The sequence below is a fragment of the Paenibacillus sp. 2TAB26 genome, from assembly GCF_052115145.1.
Taxonomy (GTDB): Bacteria; Bacillota; Bacilli; order Paenibacillales; family Paenibacillaceae; genus Pristimantibacillus.
Map to the genome: position 1 here is coordinate 194,731 of NZ_JBFRGC010000007.1, position 21,216 is coordinate 215,946.

Consider the following 21,216-nt stretch of genomic DNA (forward strand, 5'->3'; position numbering starts at 1 on the left):
GGTTGCCATTAACCATTCTCAGGAAGATGTTCTGGCTGATTGACGACAACAGATCCATCATCTAGTCTCAGCCATGTTTGGAAGTCAGCTTCCCCTTCGGTCAATTGTATGATCCTTGCACCACGTGGAAAACCGTCTTTTCCATAGGTGTTATAGCCCGTAGCTCTTCCATAACATAGACGGATGCCGTGAAGCTCACCCCAGTAATCATTGATATGATCATGCCCAACGAACGTACCGCGGACATCTTTCATTTCAAGAAATGCTGTGAAAAGTCCGGAATTGATTTTTGGACTCGCTACGCCTTCATGCTTCTGCCCATAGCAGGTATGCTCGTTCCATACCTCGTTATATTCGGGCACAGGGATATGGAAAAAAGCAAGCGAGGGCAGTGGCACATCATTGTTTTGTTTCGTCAAACGAGCGGATTGCTCCTTATACCAGCCAATCTGGCTATGAGTTACCCAGGCATAGCCGCCAACGGGCTGATCGGCATACTCGCCTGAATCCAGTAAATATAATGCGGCAGCGGGGCTGCTATTATTTTTAGAATGAATTTCTAGCACATAATTTCCCGCACGATCCCCTAGGCTAGGGCCCATTTCGGTTAAGCTGAGCGGTCTTTCCTGCTGCAAGCGAATAAGCTCTTCTCTGGTGGTGCCAACCTCGGTATCATGATTGCCAAATACAGCTGCCCATGGGATATTAAATTCTTCCGCTGCTTTGACAGCATTTTTAAAGGTCTCTTGTCTATCAGTACAATGCTCACTATAAATAACGTCACCGGTAAAGATCACCAAATCCGGTGATTCTTCTTGCAGGACGTTCTTCATTAGAGAATAGGTTTGTAAATCCTCCTGCTGCCCGTTTTGCCAGTGCAGATCGGTAAATTGAACAATTTTGAATGTGCCATCTTCTCGAAAGTTTAAGTTCGCCATAGTACCCTCCACTTGAATCTCATTCGAATGATTTTCGCCAAAAATATGTAGACAATGGTTTACGCAATGGTTTACGTACATTCATTTCGATATCATTCATCATTATCCTGCAATAAGGCACGATTAAATAAGGGCTGTCCCAAACGTAGATGTATCTGCGTTTGGGACAGCCCTATTATTGTTCCGCTATGATATTAAAAATCAAAGTTGTCGGGATCTGGACCCACCCGAAGATTTTGGTTCAGAGCGTCTATTCGGGACAGCTCACTCTCAGATAGTTCAAAATCAAATACATTACTATTTTCGATGATGCGATGCTCTTTCRTTGACTTCGGAATCGTTACAATGCCATGCTGTAAATCCCAGCGCAGAATGACTTGAGCAATGGATTTGTTATGCTTTTCAGCAATCTCCTTAAGAACGGGATGATCTAACAGCTGACCTTGCATAAGCGGAGACCATGCTTCGATTTGAATGTCTTGTTGCTTGCAATAGTCGATTAACTCTTTCTGCGTTAGCTGCGGATGGAGCTCCACTTGATTGATCATCGGTTTAACGGCAGCATCTTTCATTAACGTCTCCAAATGATGAATCTGGAAGTTGCTTACGCCAATGGCTTTGACTCGGCCATCCTTGTAAAGGGTCTCCAAAGCTCTCCACGCCTCTTGGAATTTGCCTTCTACAGGCCAATGAATCAGGTACAGGTCAAGATAGTCTAAACCCAGTTTATTTAGTGTAGTTTCGTAAGCCGCCAGCGTAGATTCATATCCGAGATCAGCATTCCAAACCTTTGATGTGACAAAAAGCTCTTCTCTCGTCACGTTATACTCAGCCATAGCTTCACGAATGCCTTGTCCGACACCTGTTTCATTGCCATAAATAGCTGCAGTATCAATACTACGGTAACCATTTTTAATCGCTGCTTTGACGGACTCAACCAGCTCCGCGCCATCCTCAACTTTAAAGACGCCAAGACCAAACCAAGGCATTTGAACACCGTTGTGAAGTGTAGTTGTATCCTGTAAATTCTTTGCGATCACAGTGAAGCCCTCCTGTGTTTTGTTTCATCTTTTTTCTCTAAAGCTCTTGCCCAGCCGGTTAAAATAACAGCGCCGAGAACCATCAATCCGCCAACCCATGCCGTATGAATAAGTCCCATCGAGTCCGTAACGACACCGCCCAAATAGGCGCCAATGGCGATACCTGCGTTAAACGCAGCGATGTTGACAGCCGAAGCGACATCTACTGCCTTCGGCGCATAACGTTCAGCGAGCATCACGACATGCACTTGCAAGCCGGGTACGTTCATGAATGCAAACAGTCCCATCAAGATAATCGTAATTAAGCCAACCACTTTAAACGGTGCGGTGAAGGTAAGAACAAAGAGTATGATAGCCTGCAAAATAAACATGTAAAACAAGGCGGTAATCGGCTTCTTATTGGCAGCTTTCCCACCAATGACATTGCCGATGGCGATGGCGATGCCGTATACCAAAAGAATGGCCGCTACCGTACTTTCCTTAAATCCGGTTATATCGTGAAGCAACGGGGATAAATAAGTAAAGACAACAAACGTACCCCCGTACCCAATAGCAGTAATCGCGAATGCAAGCAGCAATCGTCCATTCGTAACCAGTTTTATCTGCTCGCGCAGCGGTGTTCGAGTTCCTTTGCGCAAATCGGAAGGAATCAACACCATATTGGCTATAAAAGCGATAACGCCAATAAGAACTATGCCAACAAAAGCAGCACGCCAGCCCATATGCTGTCCAATCCAAGTACCTAACGGTACGCCTGTAACGGTAGCTACAGTGAGTCCTGAGAACATAATTGCGATTGCGCTAGCTCTGCGGTTCTCGGGAACGAGATCGGCTGCAATGGTAGCGCCAATTGACATAAATACGCCATGAGCCAGTGCTGAGATGACGCGCGCGGTAAGTAAAATACCAACGCCGCTTGCCGATGCCGCAAGGCTGTTTCCAGCAATAAAAACAATCATGATCCAAAACAATAATGTTTTTCTCGGAATCGTAGATGTTAAAGATGTTAATATTGGAGCTCCAAAAGTAACCCCAAGAGCATACAACGTAACGGTTAGTGCCGATGTTGTAACCGATATATTCAAGTCTTCAGATATAAGCGGGAGCAGCCCTACACTGATGAACTCTGTTGTCCCAATCGCAAAGGCGCTTATGGCTAACGCTAGAAGCGCCAGGGTACTTCTTTTTTTATCTAATGCCATTTGTATAACCCCTTTTGTATAGTATTGCCGGCCGGTAAGTGCTATTATGATGGGTTTAGGCAGTAATGAACAGTACGTACTTTGAAGTGCTATAGGTACTAAAAAGTAATAAATGCATGAATAGTAGGCGATAGCTCGGTTGGGGAGGATATATCTATGATTAAGAAAAAATACAATATTTCAGTGGAAGCGACCCTCGAGGTTATTGGAGGGAAATGGAAATGCGTAATCCTTTGTCACTTAACGCATGGCAAAAAAAGAACGAGTGATCTCAAACGTATTATGCCCTCCATAACACAAAAGATGTTAACACAGCAGCTGAGAGAGCTGGAGCAAGATGGCATCGTGAATCGAATAAGCTACAATGAGGTCCCGCCGCGGGTTGAATATGAGCTCAGTGAATACGGATGGAGCTTAAAATCGATATTGGACTCCCTTTGCTCATGGGGCGAGATTCATATTATTAAAGAATACGGCAATAAGGCTGCCGTATTGGAAGACAATGGCCTAAATAATCTTGAGATGGACATCGTCGAACAGGAAGAAGATGTGCTTTGCTAAACCATCTAATAACAAACAGGCTGTCGTCATGTGGACGACAGCCTGTTTGTTTATGACGATTATTAAGCTTTTTGTTCATACAGCTTAACGATTTCAATAATCGTATTGACGGCTTGTACCATATTGTTAACCGATACATATTCAAATCGGCCATGATAATTTTCTCCGCCGGTGAAAATATTCGGAGTCGGCAATCCCATGTAGGAAAGCTGCGAGCCGTCTGTGCCGCCGCGAATCGGCTCGATTAGCGGGGTAATGCCAAGGTTGATCATCGCTTGCTCTGCGATGTCTACGACTTGGATCACCGGCTCGATTTTCTCCTTCATATTGTAGTATTGATCCTTTATTTCAAGCACAATACGTTCTTCTCCGTACTTCGCTTTCAGTTCCTCTACGATACGAGTAAGCTCCAGCTTTCTTTCTTTAAATCGGTTGCGGTCATGATCACGTATCAAATAATGAAGCTCCGTTTGCTCGACGTCGCCTTGAATGGATGACAGGTGGTAGAAGCCTTCATGGCCTTCTGTCTGCTCAGGTGTTTCATTAGCCGGCAGTTTTGCGTGGAGCTCCATCGCCATTTTTGCGGCATTGATCATTTTGCCTTTGGCCGTTCCGGGATGCACGTTTTTGCCCTTGCATATAATGACAGCGCCAGCGGCATTAAAGCTTTCGTATTGAAGCTCGCCCAGCGGACCTCCATCCATTGTATAGGCATAGACCGCATCAAAGGCTTGTACATCAAACTTATGCGGACCTCGGCCGATCTCTTCATCAGGAGTGAAGGCTACTCTTATTTTACCGTGCTTCAACTCAGGATGATTAATGAGATGAGCCATCGCCGTCATGATCTCAGTTATGCCTGCTTTATCGTCTGCACCAAGCAGTGTCGTGCCGTCTGTTGTAATCAACGTATGACCTTTATAGCCGTGCAGCTCTGGGAAGTCGTTCGGTGACATAATGATGCGCTGTGCTTCATTTAAGATAATGTCGTTCCCGTCATATTGTTCAATAATTTGCGGCTTGACGTTCGTGCCAGTAAAGTCAGTTGCTGTATCGATATGCGCAAGGAAACCGATGGTTGGGATCTCTTTATCCGTATTGGCTGGAAGGGTAGCCATGACATAGCCGTTAGCATCCATCGTAACCTCTTGCATGCCGATGGCTTTCAATTCCTCTACTAGCATATTAGCTAACGTCAGTTGTCCGGGCGTGGAAGGGCAGGTTTCGCTGCTTTCATCGGACTGTGTGTCCACCTGCGCGTAAGTGATAAATCTGTTTATAATCTCGGTTTTCATCATTCTCAGCTCCAATACAAATAGTCATATAGCAAAATACAATACAAAAGCGACGTATCTTCATCGTCACTAGAAGTGGTCTCTAATCTGTTCACTTTAAAGATGATACGCTGTTCCATGATTTTTTTCAAATCGCTTGGGTAACAATAAGAGTAGAGGTGGAATCACAGCATGCATACCTATATGGATATTTTAATACGTACGATTGTTGCTATTTTACTGCTTCTACTAGTAGCTAGAACATTGGGGAAACAGACGATTTCCAACATGACATTTCATGATTTTGTGACCGGCATTACGATAGGGGCACTTGCAGCCAATTTGGCATTCAATGAAACATTGAAATGGTCGCATATTACTTTGTCACTCGCGGTTATGACGGTTACGTCTTATCTGTTATCTGTCGTTGCCTTAAAGAGCCGTAAATTAAGAAGCTGGATTTCAGGCTCCCCAACCGTTCTCATCGAAGGCGGGAAGATTCTTGAGAATAATATGAAGAAGGTTAGATATACTTTGGATTCTTTGGATCAAGCTTTAAGAGAAAATGGGATTTTTAATATGGATGAGGTTGAATATGCAGTTCTTGAGGATAATGGAATGGTGTCTGTATTAAAAAAAGACGAGTATCAGCTTGTCACGAAAAAGGACATGAAGCTTCAATTAAACAAACAGGAGTTTCCAATTGAATTGATTATGGATGGTTCACTTTTGGAAAAAGAAATGAAAGAGAATGGGCTGACGAAGGAATGGCTGGAAAACGAACTGAGAAAAAAAGGGAAGAAAATATCTGACGTTTTCTACGCGGTAAGAGGGACAAAGAAGCAGCTCATCTTTGACTTTTATGAAGACGGTATACATAAACCTACGGATAAAGAATAAGGATGCACGCAACGGTAATTTGCATCGCAGATTACCGTTGCGTGTCTATTTACCTCTATATGTGTGTAGCGCTGGTCGTTGTTTTTTTTGTAGCTCCGAGTCTGCTTGCACCAACAAACATAGCGGTGATTAAGCCAATGCTGCCCACACAAATGCTGAGTATAAAGCCGTGATTGATCGCTGTTGCCAGCGCCTCTTGCAGAAACTTGCGTATTTGCGGGTCTAGCTGACCGCCTGCTCGCATGAGCAGTTCTGGATTGGCTAGAGTATTGATTTTGTCAGAAGGAATGCCAGCCTTATCTGCACCTGCCGTAATTAATCGATGCAAGTTGTTATTTACAATCGTCGCCATAATAGATGCACCCAATATGCCGCCAATGTTGCGCCAGAAGCCGACGATAGATGAGCTGACGCCCATATATTTAGGATCAACGTTTGCAGCAATCGAGCTCTGTGCGACACTCATTAGAGGACCGACGGCGCCAAAGCCAAGCAGAATCATAAGTACAATCATATAGCCGCTGGAAGCATGAGCGCTAACTGTAGAAAGCAGCGTAGCTACAATAATAGTCATTAGCATAGTGAACAGCATGAGTGTACGGAAGGCGAATTTGGATTGCAGGAAACCAAATAGAATAGCACCCCCGATTAACGAGGCCATCATAGGCGTCAATACGCCGTTTGAGTTGCTATTTCCTAACACCCCTACCGTAAAGCTAGGCAAATACGTAATGGCGGAGAACATAATGACGCCCTGGCAGAAGCAAAGAATACTTGTGCCCAAGACCATCTTATTTTTAAAGATGCTCAGAGGAAGGACGGGTTCAGGAGCACGCAGCTCGACAAAAATAAACAGAGCGCCAATTACAGCTGAAATCGTGAATAAGCTAATTTCCTGCCAGGAACTCCATGCGTAGGTTTTGCCGCCCCATTCGAGCGCTAGCATTAAGGAGACCGTAGTAATGATCAAAAACAAGGTTCCCAAATAATCGATTTTTGGTTTTTTCTCGGAACGTGTTTCTTTGAGCGCAATCATCAGAACAATCATGGATGCCAAACCGATGGGAATGTTGATATAGAAGTTCCATCTCCAACCAAAGTGTTCGGCAATGAAGCTGCCGAGCTGCGGGCCTGCAACGGAGGATAGGCCGAAGATCGCACCGAATACGCCAGACATTTTTGCTGCATCCTTCGGATCTTTAAATATCGTATAAATAATGGTGAAGCTGATTGGGAACAAGGCGCCGGAGCCAATCCCTTGAATGACGCGGAACCAGATGAGCTGATCAGCACTCTGAGCGATACCGCATAAGGCGGAGCCGATCAAGAACATGCCAATACCAATCATATAAAACATTTTTCTGCCGAATAGGTCGGACATTTTGCCGAAAACGAGCATCGTGCTTGTTGCTGCCAGCATGTAGGCGGTAAATACCCAGCTGACTTTATCGAAAATGTTAAAGTCCTGACTGAGCTTGTTAATGCAGGAGGCCACAATCGTATTGTCCAAAGATGCCATTAATAACCCTAGTGCCATGGCAAGAATGATGAGGTTATTGTTTGAACGTGATTTTTCCATCCTAAACCCTCTTTTCCTCTTCTAATTTATCCATACGATCCAGCCCCTCTTGGATCGCTTCCAGCTTAGCACTATATTCCTTAATTCCGATTTCAATGCATATGATATGTCCAGGCTGCATGCTGCTTTTATATAGGGCGTACTTATCGCGCAGCTGATCGAGCTGTGTCTGTGTATACTCTTGTGCCTGCTTCAACCACATAACTACCATGTCATTACCTACCAGCTGGCCGAAATAAAGCCGCATCAGGAAATCTGATTTAACCGTATCCGTTTCCATCGGGCTGTGCAGATATTCGTAAAATCTACTTTTTCCAGCCTCTGTGATGGTGAACACATTTTTATTCGGCTTGCCCTCTTGCTGCACATTTTCCTTCGTGATCAATGCCTCTTTTTCCATCCGATGCAGCATCGGATAAATCGTTCCATAGCTTGAGCTATAGAAATAAGAGAAAATATCCTCGAACAATTGTTTAATTTCATAACCGGATAATGATCGTCTCATAAGCATGCCTAAAATAACGTCCTGACTGTTCAAAGCAAATGTGCCTCCTTGTCATTTTACTTAGGATAGAATGGGAATAGGTGTAATAAATATCCATATTTATATTACGATCCATAATATATCACTCCGATATAGGTGGTGTCAATATTTAGAAATAAAACAATTGGTAAATAAAAAAGGTTTAGTAGATCATTCACTTTTCATAAAATTCTACCTAACGATAGGTTGAAAAATAATAATAAGAGTGATATGCTAAAACAAATTCAAGGTACAGGAGGAGTTGCAATGAGTAAAAGCGAGGAAACATTGGCATCCATCAAAGAAGTGAGCTATCAACTATTTGCAGAGGTGGGCATTACGAAAACGACGTATTCGATGATTGCCAAAGCGGTTGGAATAGCTAAACCCTCTATTTATTATTACTTTAAATCGAAAGAAGATCTCATAGCGGCAATTTTTGAAGACTTGTGCAGCGCGATTCAGTTCTCGACATTTTTTGAAATGGATACTTTTACAAAAGATAATTTTGAGGAGAAGCTTGTTGAGCTCGGAATCCATATGATTGATGAGCAGGCTAAGGACCCTTATTATAATCGTGTCGTACAGGAATATATGTTAATGGCAACAAGGTATCCCTTTTATCACGAGAAGCTGCTTATGATCCAAAAAGGGTATTTGTACGGCTTTGAGATGCTGATGGAGAAAGCTAAACATTTTGGACTTGTTTCAGATCAGGCGAGTGCTGCCAAAGCACATATGCTTGCCTTAGTGCTTGATAACATTGGCAACTTTATGATGCTGGTTGAACATATTGATTATAAACAGATCTGGGTAGAGGCTGTAAGCGGCGTTTTCAAAGGAAGTGATGCTAGTGGAAGCAAGTAAACGATTGATTGGGCTGGATTTTGCCCGTGCATGGGCACTGTTCGGTATGCTTATCGTAAACTTCATTGTAATTACAAATGCTGAGCATAATGGCCCCGCGTGGTTGATTACTGTTACTTCGTTATTTCAAGGACGAGCCTCGGCTTTATTCGTTTTACTTGCTGGCATAGGCATTTCGCTCATGTCTCGGAAAGCTGTTGCTAGTCACGATAAAGCAAAGATTATAGCTGTTCGCCAAATGATTTGGAAAAGATCGCTGTTCTTGTTTGTAATCGGATTACTGCTATATGTTATGGAATGGACAGGCGATATTTTACATTATTATGGTGTTTATCTGTTCATGGCAGCAGTGCTAATTACGGTAAGAGACAGGATATTGTATGGACTGGGCGCAGCTATATTAATAACAGCACAATGCCTTCAGCTTGTATTCGATACCTTTAAAGGATGGGGCGGTCCTGTACCGTTTATGCATTATGTGGATTTTTGGACGTTGGAAGGTTTTGTTCGCAATTTATTTTTTAATGGCTATCATCCTATATTTCCATGGTTTTGTTTCTTCATCATCGGACTCTTGATAGGAAGAATAGATTTTCATAACAAGGCGCTTCGAATGAAGCTGCTGATCATTGGAGCAAGTGTCACGATTACCATGGAGCTGCTGTCAAAAATGCTAACTTATTTGTTCATCCCGAGCATGGGTAGCGAAAGTGCTGAGTTTTTGTTCAGCACAGGTCCGATTCTGCCGAATGTTTTGTACATATTATCTGCATCGGGTTCGGCTATTGCCTTCTTAATTCTAAGTCTGTTCTTGACTGAAAAATACGATAAAAGCTGGTTTATAAACGTTATCGTACAAACAGGCCAGTTAACGTTGACTCATTATGTGAGCCATGTGGTAATTGGTATCGGTGTTCTCATTGCACTAAATCGACTGGAAAACCAATCGTTGATATTCGCCTCTATATACTCATTTTGTTTTTTCTTATTTAGCATTTTATGTAGTGTGCTTTGGCGTAAGAGATTTTCAAGAGGGCCGATTGAACTGCTGATGAGGAAAATTACGGGATAAAGCGGCAAGCTTATCCATCCGCATTCTTTTACAATAACGAAGTTAACGAAAACACCACTCTATCAGGAGTGGTGTTTTTGTTTTAGATTAACCTTATAGTTTGGTTAAGAGGTAGCTTTGACCGCCTGACCTTTGGGATGACGAGGAGCAGCATAAGTGCTCGGATTAGCTTTGCTCATTGCTTTTCTCTGCTGCACATTGTTTCGAACAAGCGCGAAGATGACGAGCAAGGTGCCGAAAAACTCATAAGCGCTAATGTGGTAGCCTTGAAAAGCCATAATGACGAAAGTAGTAATCGGAACGAAATTAATAAACAATATGCCATTTAGCGGCGATAATAATTTGATGCCTGCATTCCAGCATAACAAAGCAGCTAATCCAGGCAATAGAATCATAAAGGACATTTCATATTTGATTGAAAGTATCGTTTCCCAAGTGGGTACAGGCAGCACGCCAAAGGTGGATGCAAGTGTAACGATAACAAAAGATACGGCGCTGCCGAGCAAACAGGTTAACGTGGAATAGCGGAGTATGGACCACTGTTTAAACTGCGTACCGCCCATGGAGTAGATCACCCATCCAACAACTCCTGTAAAGATGAGCAGGAGCGGGAACATATGTTGACCAGCCATCATGAAGAAAGCTAACTTTCCGTTCGTAATAACGAGTAATGCGCCTACAAGGGCGATGGCTACACTCGTCAGCATATATTTTTTGGGTGCGGTTTTTTTAGTGACCCACAATACCATAATAGATATCATTGGCATAAGCACTTCCATTATGGAAGCAGCGACGGTGCCGGATTCCCCCATGAGATGCTGTCCAAGGAATACGGCCATATTGTAGACTGTAAAGGCCATTGTCCCATAAAACAACAGAGATTTACCTCTGCCCTCTAAGCGGAATGCAGATTTACCCTCTTTCACTAGCAAGAGCACGCTCAGAATGATTGCAACGACAAAATAGCGAATAAACGAGAAATAAAATGGATCAATTTGCTGTAAAGCAACGTGGGCTACAGGAAACATGGCTCCCCACGACATACTTGCAACGAGGCAAAGTATAGAGCCGATAATGACTTGTTTTTTAAGCACGAGTGGTCTCTCTCCCTAAAAGAAATTATGCCGAGTTATTGTCTATTTCCAATGATAGGGGGTTGCAAGACGATAGTAAAACGATTGAAAATAAAGTTTATCATCATTTATAATGATATCTAACATATAAGATCATCTGAAACGAATGGCAGTGGAGGGGTGCGCTTGGAATTCAAGGATTTGAAAATTTTTCAAACCGTAGCAGCACACGGGAGTATCAGCAAAGCAGCGCTCGAGCTGAATTACGTGCAATCAAATGTAACAGCAAGAATTAAACTACTGGAAAAAGAGCTGGATACGCCATTATTTTATCGCCATAAGCGCGGAATGATTTTAAATACGGAAGGCAAACGTCTGCTCGAGCATTCGAAAGAGATCTTGTCCAAAATGGAAGAAATGAAGCGTACCTTTCACAATAAAACAAATCCTTCCGGTGTCCTAGAAATCGGAATTGTGGAAACCGTTATCGCGCTTCCTCATATTTTATCGTCGTATTACAGCAAGTATCCTAATGTAGAATTATCGCTGAAAGCCGGAGTGACGGATCAGCTGCTGCAAGAAGTTCTGGATATGAAGTTGGATGGCGCTTTTGTTACCGGACCAATCAGGCATCCCTTAATCGAGCAAGTAGAGGTTATTCAAGAAAAGCTAGTGCTGGTGACCAAAGGTGATGCGTTCTCGATGGACGACATTACGACAAAACCGCTCTTGCTCTACAACAAAGGCTGCGGCTACCGCGGGAGACTGGAAAGCTGGATGAAGGTAGAAGGCATTATTCCAAAACAAATTATGGAGTTTGGCACTTTTGGGACGATTATTGGCAGTGTCGCAGCGGGGGTAGGCATAACGATTATTCCCGAATCCTCGATTGTTGATTTGGCTGCTAACGGCACCGTTTACTGTCATAGTGTACCTGAGCCATATCGTGATATTACGACGATTTTTATTCGGCGCAAGGATTCCTATTTAACGAGTACATTACAATGCTTTATTGATGAAATTATTGCTCGGACAAGCGGAGTGCAATCGAATATGATATGAAAAAAAGTCGGTGCAGGGATTACGCCTGCACCGACTTTTTTCATAGCCTTTGATTATTCGAACCACTGTCTCGGCCCTATCGTGTGGAAGCTCTCCGTCTGATCTGGATTCAAAGCATCTTGGATACGTTTATAAGTAAAGTCACTCAATGGTCTAGGCAGATCATCAATACTGCAGTACTGGCAGGCTGTAATTTCTTTATAACAAGGTTGAGGAGCTTGATTGTTTACGTTTTTGCAAATGAAAACAAAGTGGTGCATATCATGATGCGGCTCGTAGTATACACCTGTTAATCGATCTACAGTTACCTCGAGACCTGTTTCTTCTAATACTTCTCTTCTCGCAGTTTCCTGCGCAGACTCGTTTTGTTCGGATAACCCGCCGGGTATTTCCCAATTGTATTTACCATAGTTATGTTTCACCAGCAGAACACGATTTTCAGAATCAACGATAATAGCAGCCGCACCAACCGGTTTGTTTGACAATTAAAGTCCTCCTAGTTATCTGTATGAATAATGGCATTCTCTATACGGAACCATATGGAAAAAAGTTGCAGCGATATTTACAATACCTTCACCCTGAGATAATAGAGCAATGATATCTTCTTGTTATGATGAGGCAGTCATGTTTATGTGGATTGTCAAAATTGTTTACAAAGGAGATTATTATGAACTACGTCAACAAAAAGGTATTATCTATTCTGTTATCCTTGGCATTATTGCTTGGTTTGCTCGGAGCAGCCGCACCATCCCCGGTCGCTGCTGCTTCTGCGACTGAGCCGGTGACGTTACTGCCGGGAAATTCGGTTTGGAAATATTACGATAAAGGTATAARTCAAGGCACAGTATGGAGGTCTACTTACGACGATTCAGCGTGGAGCTCAGGCAGTGCCCCGCTTGGTTATAAGGATTCTGGCGCAATAATTAGTGCAGCTGGTTTTGGCGCACTGAAAACAATCGTAGATTATGGAACGAATAAAAGTAAAAAACCTCGGACGACATATTTTCGGACGAATCTGAATGTAGATAAGAACAGCATGGATCATTATGGACAGCTGCTAGCTACCTTTGCCATTGATGATGGTGCAGTGGTTTATGTAAATGGAGTAGAGGTTGTCCGTCTGGGCATGCCGATAGGTGATATTGAGTATTCTACAGCGGCATCTTCGAATGCGAGTGATCCCGTTGTTTATCCAGATGTAGACCTAACAGCACCATTAAAGGCTGCCTTAAAAGACGGTAACAATGAGCTTGCTGTTGAGGTTCATCAGCAAAGCGACGGCAGCTCCGACCTCTTTTTTGATATGAAGCTTATTGCTCTGCAAGAGGCACCGAAGGTAGAAGTAAGTAAAGTGACGGTCACTTTCAATGGTGATCCTGTCAGTTCGAAAGGATTTACATGGTACACGCCGTTTGATGCGAGTCGAGTGAGTCAAAGTGATTTGCAAGTGGTAGAAAAAACTGGTGCTGCAGCGGATTTTACGAACGCAACGGCATTTACGGGTCGTTCAACCATTGCTAATAATTCCTTGGCAGAGCTTGTTCATAAAGCGGAAGCGACGGGCTTGAAAGCAAACACGACATATTTCTTCCGTGTCGGCGATCAATCGTTGAATTTGTGGAGTGAAACAGGAACATTCCAAACCGCACCAACAGGCGGAGCGTTCTCCTTTATTGATTTAACGGATACACAAGCGAAGGAAGAGGACGAGGCGCAAACATCGGGCTCAACCATTGCTAAGGCGCTGGAAACTGTGCCAGATGCAAAGTTCGTCGTTCATAATGGCGATGTAGTTGAGAACGGAACAACCGAGCAGGAGTGGAATTGGCTGCTTGGACATTCACAACCAAGTTTGCTGAATACAACGATTGTACCTTCAGCAGGTAACCATGAAAATAAAAACTATGCGTTTTACGATCATTTTAATGTGAAGCAAGCTGAAAATTCAGCAACAGTAACAGGTGCTTATTATTCGTACGATTACAGCAATGCTCACTTTATCGTGCTGAATTCGAACGAGAACTCAACTGAGTATGCGAATTTCTCTGTAGAGCAAGTAGAATGGTTGAAGAAAGACGCGACAGCAGCGAAAGCGGCAGGCGCAGAGTGGATCATCGTTAATATTCACAAAGGTCCATATACAACTTCAAACCATGCGACGGACAGCGATATTATGGGCGCTAACGGCGTAAGAAACAAAATCGCTCCACTCATGAATGAACTAGGCATTGATTTTGTACTTCAAGGACATGACCATATCTTTGCTCGTACAAAACCAATTAAAAAGGATGGAACTGCAGAAGCGGTTGAAAAAATTACAGAAACTCTAAATGGACAAACGATTGAATATGCAGTAAAGCCTGACGGCACGATTTATATGATTCCAGCTACAGCTGGTGCGAAGGTATACTTCAAAAACCAGAAAGTACAGCTTGGCGATGCGTATTATAATCTCTTCGACAAAGCTGACGAAAATCATGCTCGCAAGTATGGCGACACGACAAGTGCTGCACGTGGAAAGGTACAGAACTTCGTTGGCGTTAACATTGACGGAGGTAAACTAACAGCAGTTGTTTATGAAATTGACCAGCAAGTAAATGCAGGTAAGCCATTCATCGTTGATCAATTCGGTATTACGAAGGAAGACAAGCCTGATTACAGCAAAGAAAAAGTAAGCAAGGTTACAGTAACCTTTAACGGCGACCCAGTAAGCTCCAAAGGTTTTGCATGGTACACTTCACTACTTCTTAAAGGCAATGACCTGCAAGTAGTAGAGAAAACGAACGAAGCGCCAGATTTCACAAAAGCAATTAATTTTGCAGGGCGTTCTACCGTTTCTTCCAACTCACCTTCTGAGCTTGTTCATAAGGCAGAAGCAACGGGCTTGAAGGCGAATACGTCGTACAATTTCCGTGTGGGTGACGCGGCACTGAACATTTGGAGTGAAGTAGGAACATTCCAAACCGCACCAGTAAATGGAGCATTCACATTCATCGACTTGGCGGATACACAAGCCAAAGAAGAAGATGAGGCGAAGCTTTCAGCTGAGACGCTGGAGAAAGCACTAGCTACAGTACCAAGCGCACAATTCGTTGTGCACAACGGTGATATTGTAGACACAGGCACAAAAGAAGAGCAGTGGAACTGGCTGCTTGGTCATTCACAAGAAAGCCTGCTTAACACAACCATTGCACCATCAGCAGGTAACCATGAAGATAAGAACAATGCATTCTACGAGCATTTTAATATCAAACAAGCAGAGAACTCTGCAACGGTAACGGGCGCATACTACTCGTACGATTACAGCAACGCACACTTTGTTGTGCTGAACTCGAATGAGACTTCGGCAAAATATGCGAACTTCTCCGAGGCGCAAGTCGAGTGGTTGAAGAAAGACGTGGAAGCAGCGAAAGCAGCAGGCTCGCAGTGGATTATTGTCAACATTCACAAAGGTCCATATACGACTTCAAACCATGCAACGGACAGCGATATTATGGGCGCTAACGGCGTAAGAAACCAAATCGCACCGATTATGGCAGAGCTCGGAATTGACTTTGTAGTACAAGGTCATGACCATATCTATGCCCGTACAAAACCGATCAAAAAAGATGGAACAGCAGCAGCAACAGAGAAGATTACTGAAACACTGAACGGTGAAAAGATTGAGTATACGGTGAATCCGGATGGTTCAATCTACATGATTCCTGCAACAGCAGGTCCGAAGGTATACTACAAGAATGTTAAACCAGCACTTGGCGAAGCTTATTACAATCTGTTCGAGCGTGCGGAAGAGAACCATGCGGCTAAACACGGCCCAGATAAGAACGACAGTACACGTCCAGTTCGTGGTCAAGTACAAAACTTCGTTGGCATCACGATCGATGGCAACAAGCTAACGGCTGTAACATATGAAATTGACCAAACCTTGAACGATGCTAAACCGTTTATCGTAGATCAATTCGGTATTGTGAAGAAAGAAAAAACAGATCCGGGACCAGGTCCAGGAACAGGTCCGGGTACAAACCCAGAAACGAATCCAGGAAAAGATCCGGGAACTAACCCAGGTACAAATCCTGGTACAGGAACTGGCGGCGGAAATGAGTCGGAAGTTGTATTGAAGGACATTGCAGGCCACTGGGCAGCATCAGCTATCAATCAAGCTGTGAAAGCTGGTTTCGTTAAGGGTTATGAAGACAGCCAGTTCCGCCCGAATAAATCAGTTAATCGTGCAGAGTTTATCACGATGCTGGCTCGTGCGCTGGATCTCTCTGACTCAGGCAAAGCTTTAAGCTTCAAGGACTCTGATAAAATACCTGCATGGGCACAATCGTTTGTCACGCAGGCTGTTGAATCAGGTATCATTAGCGGTTATGCTGATGGCACATTTGGTCCTGAGAAGGAGCTGTCTCGTGCAGATATGGTCGCTATGATTGTTCGTGCAAGTGGAATAAAAGTAAATCCAAATGCTAAGCTTTCCTTTGCGGATTCCAAATCTGTTCCAGCATGGGCAGTTCCATACGTTGCAACCGCAGTGGAGGCGGGACTTGTTAGCGGCGTTGGCCAGAACCGTTTCGCTCCTCAGCAGATTGCCACTAGAGCAGAAGCAGTAGCACTCATTATTGGTTTGCTTAACAAAACGAAATAATCATAACTTTTATTCAGAAAAGCCTGCAGGCTTCACCAATTGGTGGAGCTTTGCAGGCTTTTTATTATGAAAAATACATGTATGTTAACGAGCGGCAGTGGCCAAAATATTGCCGATTGCTTGCTTCGCTTCATTTTTGATTTGTTCAAGTTGTTCGTAATCAACAGCTTGCGTATACAATTGCTCCCGTTCATCTTGCAATGTCTTTGCTTGAGATAGCTGCTGAACCGATGTTTTGATCTGCGCAGCGTAACGGTTTTTTATTTCGGTAATGATAGCTGAATGTGCTTCATCTGTTCCAGGTGTAATGCAGCTGGCATACATATCGATCATTTCATCGCCTGCACGATCGGGAAAGTACTCGTGTGGCGCTGTACTGTCGAAAATTGCGAAGCCAAGCTCACGAACGATGACCATATCTAAGCTGTTCGGATCGAAGCCGCAATGATAAATCTCAACATCCAGTCCGCGATCGACCCCGGCTGCAGCTATTTTTTTGAGCATGGTGGATTTGCCTGAACCAGCTCTGCCTTTAACGAAATATCGTTTTAGACCATCCGTCAGATTCGGGACAAAATCGAATGAGCCCTTAGCTGTAGCAGCGCCCAAAAAACGGTGATCAACACGACTTGTTTTCTCCAGCCTGTTATCGCCATAGAATGTATCGATGTACAAAGCTGTCAGCTCATCGGCTGCTTGGAAATTCATGTTCTGAATATAGACGCTCTCCCAGTCGTCATGAATACGAAGCGCCTCAGCAAAGCCAGCATAAGCTTGATCGTACGCCTGCGTAATTTGTGTACTTAAAATCTCGATCTCTGGCTTTAGCGTTTGCAGCTCTGCTGCATCTGCGGCCTCGCCGAGATGAATGTATTGAACGGATGCTCCTAGCAAAGCGGGATCAATAAAGCGCGGCGGTGTTCCATCGACAAGACCGAGACGGAGTGCGGGAACGATGAGTCCATCTAGCGAACCATTGTCGAAGGGGGAGTGCAGCAGCCAAATGTCATAGCCACTCTGCGCGATGTCGTCAGCTATAGAACGAATGAGGTTTGATCGTTCTAAAGCAGGTCCTTCTTTCAAAATAAATAAACGCTCCAAATCTTGCAAAGACGAGTCGAACAGGCTGGTCAAGCCGCGAGCTGTGTTTCCGTTCACATAGAAGTTTTTGATGATTCCAGTCATAACCGTCACACCTTCCTAGGCTAATGTCATGCTGCATACTCCATCGTATTATTTCCATGTTGAATTGGTGCTAGTATCCAATTTCCTTTATTGTGCCTTTAACGTAAGAACGGTAAGCTCTGGCCGGCAATGAAAACGAACGGGAATCCGTGTCATTCCTATCCCGCGAGTGGTATACACTTGCAATTTGCTGCTCGGTACCTGATACAAACCGGCAGTATACTTGCTCCCGTAGGGAGGTGTATACAGTGCCCCGACTAAAGGAATACGTACTTGTCCGCCATGGCTATGGCCTGACAATTGCAGGTCGACCGGATAGCGGGCGTACTCATCAGCAAAATCCGGCTCATGCGCGAGCAGAATGGTACTGGAACCGTCTGGAATGCCTTGCAAAGCCTGATCGATATTTGGGTGTCCAACCATCGGATCATCGACCCCGGCAATATAGAGCTGCGCTGAGCCCTTTGTTAACGGGACATGCTGGTTATCGAGCACATGGAATCCAGCTTTAGATAGCCCCATCGTAACCGCTCTTCGATTGCCGAAGGCATCGTGATTGCCTAGAACGGCATATTGCCCAAATGGCGCTTGCAGCTTCGAGAGCTTCGAGAGGAAGGCTACGGCTTCCGGCATATAGGCGGTGGATTGATCGAGCAAATCTCCTGTAAAGCAAATAAGGTCTGGTTTTGCCTGCCTAACTTGCTCTGCAAGCTCAGTCAGCAGTTCAGGTTTAGAATGAAAGCCGAGATGCAGGTCACTGAAATGAACGATGCGAAAGGAGTTGAAGGAGGCAGGCAGCTTTGGGATGGCAACCTTCACCTGTTTAACCTCAATCCAATACGGCTCAACTAGGTGCGAATATACGCCGGATAAACCAGCGGTTCCCATAAGCCCCAAAGTTACATGCAAGCTCTTCTTCAAAAACGTCCGTCTACTCATAGGTGCTGAAGTTGATTGCATAATGCCTCCATTTTTCCTTGTTGATGTCTTCCAATGATGATCTGTAAGTGCAATCATAGTCCTTTTTTGTTACGCCAATGTGACAAAAAAATAAGGCACCGCAATAGGATTGTCGCAGCGCCTTTAATTCTTACTCGTATCTATAGGCAACGAGAAATAAAATGTAATTTCTTCGTTTTCAATATGAAAGCCAAACGGTGCTTCATGCTTCTGCAAAATCGTTCTCGCAATCGATAAGCCTAAGCCCGTTCCGCTAAGCTGTTTGTTGCGGGAGCTCTCCATTACGTAAAAGGGTTCCCATATCAAATCCCATTGTCGCTGCTCATCATTTTCAATCCCATTCGTGATCGAGAAAAGTAAAAAATCATCTTTATTCCGAGCAGTAATACGAATTTGTTGATTGGTTGAATATTTCATTGCATTGGAAATGAAATTGTTCAAAACCATCTCTATCTTCTGCTCATCAGCGAATATATGGTGCTGGTTTAGCAAGCTGTCATCTACAGATAGCTGAATAGCTTCCTGTTGAATGGAAAAACGATATTTTTGCAAGTTTCGATGGAGCAGCTGTTTGAAATCAAAGGTGTTCATCCGATAAAGGTCGGTTTGCAGCTTGGAGAGCTCAAGCAGCTTGCCCACCATCATCGCAATGTCATCGGTTTGCTGCTGGATAACATCAATATAGGTACCGTCGTCCATCCCGTCCTTTATTCCTGAAGAATAAGCCTTTATTAAGGATAGCGGGGTCTTCAGTTCATGCGAAATGTTGGCTATAAACTGCCGTAAATTCTCATTTTTCGCTTCCAGCTCATGATGGGCATGCTCTAATTTATCACTCATTTGATTGATGCTCTCTGCTAAGGCTTCAATTTCATCGCCCGTACGAATATGAACCTTGGTAAATGATAAGCTTGAAATGCCTTCAGCTGCATCTTGTATTTTGGCAAGCGGTCGAACGATGCTTCTTGTAAAAAGTGCTGACAGGATGATCAGCAGCAGCAGCTCGCCTGCATAAGTATAGAGGGTAAATTGATTAACGATGGTTAATGTTTCTGCCGAGTGGGATATCGATTCACCGACTACAAAAACGATCTTATCTTTTTTCATAAAGGTAACGAGAAAGCTGGATTTCAGCTTCTCTTGATTGTAAATTTTTCTGACCATTTGATATTCGTTAAGCTTCTCAAGGCTTTCATTCGTGATCCAAAACTTGCTCAACGTAATGCCTTTTTTATTTAAAAGACCTATAATTGTTTCATTTAGCGCATTCAAATTTGCTGTGACTGGTGTGTTTACAATGGTAACATCGTATTTGTTCTCAAGAGCCTCCATATTGCGCAATAACTGCTTTGTATCCATGGCATCAAGCTGCTCAGTTATAGCTGCAAGGGCATGCTTTTTTTTGTACAAAAGATATTTGGGCAAGAAAAACGAATTCATCACAATTGAGAAAATAACGACGATACAGAACACGAATAAAATGCGCCCAATCAACTTTTTGTTTAGCTTATTCATGCGGTTCTTCCAGGCTGTAGCCCATCCCTCTATGTGTTCTGATTAAATGATCACCGATCTTTGCTCTAAGCCTGCGGATATGCGTATCGACAGTTCGTTCTTCGCCAAAATAATCGAACCCCCAAATACGATCGAGCAGAGCTTTTCGTGAAACGATGATCCCTCTGTTTTCAATGAGGTACTTCATTAAATGAAACTCTTTATTCGTAGCCTGCAGGTCGGTCTCATCTCTAAAAATTTTTTGGCTATCGATATCTACTTTTATATTTCCGATCGCAATTTGATTGTCCATATGAAGCAGCTTCTTTACTCGCAAAATCAATATACGCGGGTCAAACGGTTTGCTGACATACTCATCTGCTCCAGATTGAAGGGCGATGAGCTCATCCTCGTCTTCCCCTTTTGCCGTCAGCATCAATACCTTCGTTTTGCTTTGTTTTTTGATTTCTTTGCATACCTCAATACCATTTACTTTAGGCATCATCCAATCTAATACAGCTAAATGGATGTTGTTTGAATAGAAAATGTTCAGCGCTTCCTCGCCATCCTGTGCTAGGAAGGTATGAAAGGCTTCTTTCTCAAAATAAGCTTTTAAAATCTTGAGCATAAAGGGCTCATCATCGGCAATTAATATATTCATTAAAGGCTCCTTCCCAGCAATGTAGAGAGATAGAATACGTAAGGAATATGATACCTGTTATTAGAATAAGCTGTACATCTTGTTTTTGTTTCATACCAGCGGAGCCTCAGGTCAAGCGGCTGTAAGAAAACCATAACTAAATACGACCACGACAATGAGGAAAAATAAGACAACCAAGCA

19 protein-coding genes are annotated in these 21,216 nt (G+C 43.6%); 6 read left to right on the forward strand and 13 right to left on the reverse strand.

What is annotated here, in order from left to right:
- Positions 1-8: 8 nt before the first annotated feature.
- From AB4Z50_RS09685 to AB4Z50_RS09695, 3 genes are all read right to left on the reverse strand, one after another.
- The gene (locus AB4Z50_RS09685) at positions 9-938 is read right to left on the reverse strand and encodes a metallophosphoesterase family protein (protein WP_441878324.1); all 930 of its coding nucleotides are present in this window, start codon (positions 936-938) and stop codon (positions 9-11) included.
- A 194-nt stretch (positions 939-1,132) separates the two neighbouring features.
- Positions 1,133-1,927: an aldo/keto reductase gene (locus AB4Z50_RS09690; RefSeq protein WP_441878488.1), complete on the reverse strand. Its 795-nt coding sequence runs from the start codon at positions 1,925-1,927 to the stop codon at positions 1,133-1,135.
- 47 nt (positions 1,928-1,974) lie between these two features.
- Positions 1,975-3,180 carry an MFS transporter gene (locus AB4Z50_RS09695; protein WP_441878326.1) on the reverse strand — a complete coding sequence of 402 codons (1,206 nt, stop codon included), beginning with the start codon at positions 3,178-3,180 and terminating at the stop codon, positions 1,975-1,977.
- Positions 3,181-3,336: 156 nt separating this feature from the next.
- Here AB4Z50_RS09695 and AB4Z50_RS09700 point away from each other — a divergent pair, with 156 nt between their 5' ends.
- Positions 3,337-3,741, forward strand: coding sequence for a winged helix-turn-helix transcriptional regulator (locus AB4Z50_RS09700; protein WP_339205642.1), 405 nt, complete (start codon positions 3,337-3,339; stop codon positions 3,739-3,741).
- Between the two features lie 62 nt (positions 3,742-3,803).
- On the opposite strand, the gene pepT is transcribed toward AB4Z50_RS09700, so the two are convergent.
- On the reverse strand, positions 3,804-5,036 hold the full coding sequence (pepT, locus tag AB4Z50_RS09705) for a peptidase T (RefSeq protein WP_441878328.1): 1,233 nt from the start codon (positions 5,034-5,036) through the stop codon (positions 3,804-3,806).
- Between the two features lie 5 nt (positions 5,037-5,041).
- Positions 5,042-5,167, reverse strand: coding sequence for a hypothetical protein (locus AB4Z50_RS09710; RefSeq protein WP_441878330.1), 126 nt, complete (start codon positions 5,165-5,167; stop codon positions 5,042-5,044).
- Between the two features lie 40 nt (positions 5,168-5,207).
- On the opposite strand from AB4Z50_RS09710, the gene AB4Z50_RS09715 reads away from it, so the two are divergent.
- The gene (locus AB4Z50_RS09715; protein ID WP_441878332.1) at positions 5,208-5,915 is read left to right on the forward strand and encodes a DUF421 domain-containing protein; all 708 of its coding nucleotides are present in this window, start codon (positions 5,208-5,210) and stop codon (positions 5,913-5,915) included.
- A gap of 55 nt (positions 5,916-5,970) precedes the next feature.
- On the opposite strand, the gene AB4Z50_RS09720 is transcribed toward AB4Z50_RS09715, so the two are convergent.
- Together AB4Z50_RS09720 and AB4Z50_RS09725 are read right to left on the reverse strand one after the other, a co-directional pair.
- Positions 5,971-7,494 (reverse strand): DHA2 family efflux MFS transporter permease subunit, encoded by a 1,524-nt coding sequence (locus AB4Z50_RS09720; RefSeq protein ID WP_441878334.1) that lies wholly within the window; start codon positions 7,492-7,494, stop codon positions 5,971-5,973.
- A gap of 1 nt (position 7,495) precedes the next feature.
- Positions 7,496-8,032: a PadR family transcriptional regulator gene (locus AB4Z50_RS09725; protein ID WP_441878336.1), complete on the reverse strand. Its 537-nt coding sequence runs from the start codon at positions 8,030-8,032 to the stop codon at positions 7,496-7,498.
- A gap of 252 nt (positions 8,033-8,284) precedes the next feature.
- On the opposite strand from AB4Z50_RS09725, the gene AB4Z50_RS09730 reads away from it, so the two are divergent.
- Both AB4Z50_RS09730 and AB4Z50_RS09735 read left to right on the forward strand, forming a co-directional pair.
- On the forward strand, positions 8,285-8,884 hold the full coding sequence (locus tag AB4Z50_RS09730) for a TetR/AcrR family transcriptional regulator (protein WP_441878338.1): 600 nt from the start codon (positions 8,285-8,287) through the stop codon (positions 8,882-8,884).
- Positions 8,871-9,956: a DUF418 domain-containing protein gene (locus tag AB4Z50_RS09735; protein ID WP_441878340.1), complete on the forward strand. Its 1,086-nt coding sequence runs from the start codon at positions 8,871-8,873 to the stop codon at positions 9,954-9,956. The genes AB4Z50_RS09730 and AB4Z50_RS09735 overlap by 14 nt, the downstream gene beginning before the upstream one ends.
- Before the next feature lie 104 nt (positions 9,957-10,060).
- On the opposite strand, the gene AB4Z50_RS09740 is transcribed toward AB4Z50_RS09735, so the two are convergent.
- Complete coding sequence (locus AB4Z50_RS09740) at positions 10,061-10,999, reverse strand: DMT family transporter (RefSeq protein ID WP_441878490.1); 939 nt, start codon at positions 10,997-10,999, stop codon at positions 10,061-10,063.
- Between the two features lie 216 nt (positions 11,000-11,215).
- Between AB4Z50_RS09740 and AB4Z50_RS09745 the strand changes: the two genes are divergently transcribed.
- Positions 11,216-12,091 carry a LysR family transcriptional regulator gene (locus tag AB4Z50_RS09745; protein ID WP_441878342.1) on the forward strand — a complete coding sequence of 292 codons (876 nt, stop codon included), beginning with the start codon at positions 11,216-11,218 and terminating at the stop codon, positions 12,089-12,091.
- A 53-nt stretch (positions 12,092-12,144) separates the two neighbouring features.
- Here AB4Z50_RS09745 and AB4Z50_RS09750 read toward each other — a convergent pair whose 3' ends face one another.
- A complete protein-coding gene (locus tag AB4Z50_RS09750; protein WP_441878344.1) occupies positions 12,145-12,576 on the reverse strand; it encodes an NUDIX hydrolase in 432 nt (143 codons plus the stop codon).
- Positions 12,577-12,758: 182 nt separating this feature from the next.
- Here AB4Z50_RS09750 and AB4Z50_RS09755 point away from each other — a divergent pair, with 182 nt between their 5' ends.
- Entirely contained in the window at positions 12,759-16,736 is a 3,978-nt protein-coding gene (locus tag AB4Z50_RS09755) for an S-layer homology domain-containing protein (protein WP_441878346.1), read from the forward strand.
- Positions 16,737-16,820: 84 nt separating this feature from the next.
- Here AB4Z50_RS09755 and AB4Z50_RS09760 read toward each other — a convergent pair whose 3' ends face one another.
- From AB4Z50_RS09760 to AB4Z50_RS09775, 4 genes are all read right to left on the reverse strand, one after another.
- Positions 16,821-17,921, reverse strand: coding sequence for a PRK06851 family protein (locus AB4Z50_RS09760; protein WP_441878348.1), 1,101 nt, complete (start codon positions 17,919-17,921; stop codon positions 16,821-16,823).
- 87 nt (positions 17,922-18,008) lie between these two features.
- Complete coding sequence (locus AB4Z50_RS09765; protein ID WP_441878350.1) at positions 18,009-18,860, reverse strand: metallophosphoesterase; 852 nt, start codon at positions 18,858-18,860, stop codon at positions 18,009-18,011.
- A 144-nt stretch (positions 18,861-19,004) separates the two neighbouring features.
- Entirely contained in the window at positions 19,005-20,396 is a 1,392-nt protein-coding gene (locus tag AB4Z50_RS09770; RefSeq protein WP_441878352.1) for a histidine kinase dimerization/phospho-acceptor domain-containing protein, read from the reverse strand.
- A complete protein-coding gene (locus AB4Z50_RS09775; protein ID WP_339205626.1) occupies positions 20,389-21,036 on the reverse strand; it encodes a response regulator transcription factor in 648 nt (215 codons plus the stop codon). The genes AB4Z50_RS09770 and AB4Z50_RS09775 overlap by 8 nt, the downstream gene beginning before the upstream one ends.
- Positions 21,037-21,216 lie beyond the last annotated feature (180 nt).

What these genes read in the sequence shown, in the direction of transcription:
- AB4Z50_RS09770 (WP_441878352.1), bottom strand. Translation starts at nt 20,396, where the DNA reads ATGAATAAGCTAAACAAAAAGTTGATTGGGCGCATTTTATTCGTGTTC.
- AB4Z50_RS09740 (WP_441878490.1), bottom strand. Translation starts at nt 10,999, where the DNA reads ATGTCGTGGGGAGCCATGTTTCCTGTAGCCCACGTTGCTTTACAGCAA.
- AB4Z50_RS09685 (WP_441878324.1), bottom strand. Translation starts at nt 938, where the DNA reads ATGGCGAACTTAAACTTTCGAGAAGATGGCACATTCAAAATTGTTCAA.
- AB4Z50_RS09720 (WP_441878334.1), bottom strand. Translation starts at nt 7,494, where the DNA reads ATGGAAAAATCACGTTCAAACAATAACCTCATCATTCTTGCCATGGCA.
- AB4Z50_RS09760 (WP_441878348.1), bottom strand. Translation starts at nt 17,921, where the DNA reads ATGACTGGAATCATCAAAAACTTCTATGTGAACGGAAACACAGCTCGC.
- pepT (WP_441878328.1), bottom strand. Translation starts at nt 5,036, where the DNA reads ATGAAAACCGAGATTATAAACAGATTTATCACTTACGCGCAGGTGGAC.
- AB4Z50_RS09765 (WP_441878350.1), bottom strand. Translation starts at nt 18,860, where the DNA reads ATGAGTAGACGGACGTTTTTGAAGAAGAGCTTGCATGTAACTTTGGGG.
- AB4Z50_RS09775 (WP_339205626.1), bottom strand. Translation starts at nt 21,036, where the DNA reads ATGAATATATTAATTGCCGATGATGAGCCCTTTATGCTCAAGATTTTA.
- AB4Z50_RS09730 (WP_441878338.1), top strand. Translation starts at nt 8,285, where the DNA reads ATGAGTAAAAGCGAGGAAACATTGGCATCCATCAAAGAAGTGAGCTAT.
- AB4Z50_RS09715 (WP_441878332.1), top strand. Translation starts at nt 5,208, where the DNA reads ATGCATACCTATATGGATATTTTAATACGTACGATTGTTGCTATTTTA.
- AB4Z50_RS09700 (WP_339205642.1), top strand. Translation starts at nt 3,337, where the DNA reads ATGATTAAGAAAAAATACAATATTTCAGTGGAAGCGACCCTCGAGGTT.
- AB4Z50_RS09695 (WP_441878326.1), bottom strand. Translation starts at nt 3,180, where the DNA reads ATGGCATTAGATAAAAAAAGAAGTACCCTGGCGCTTCTAGCGTTAGCC.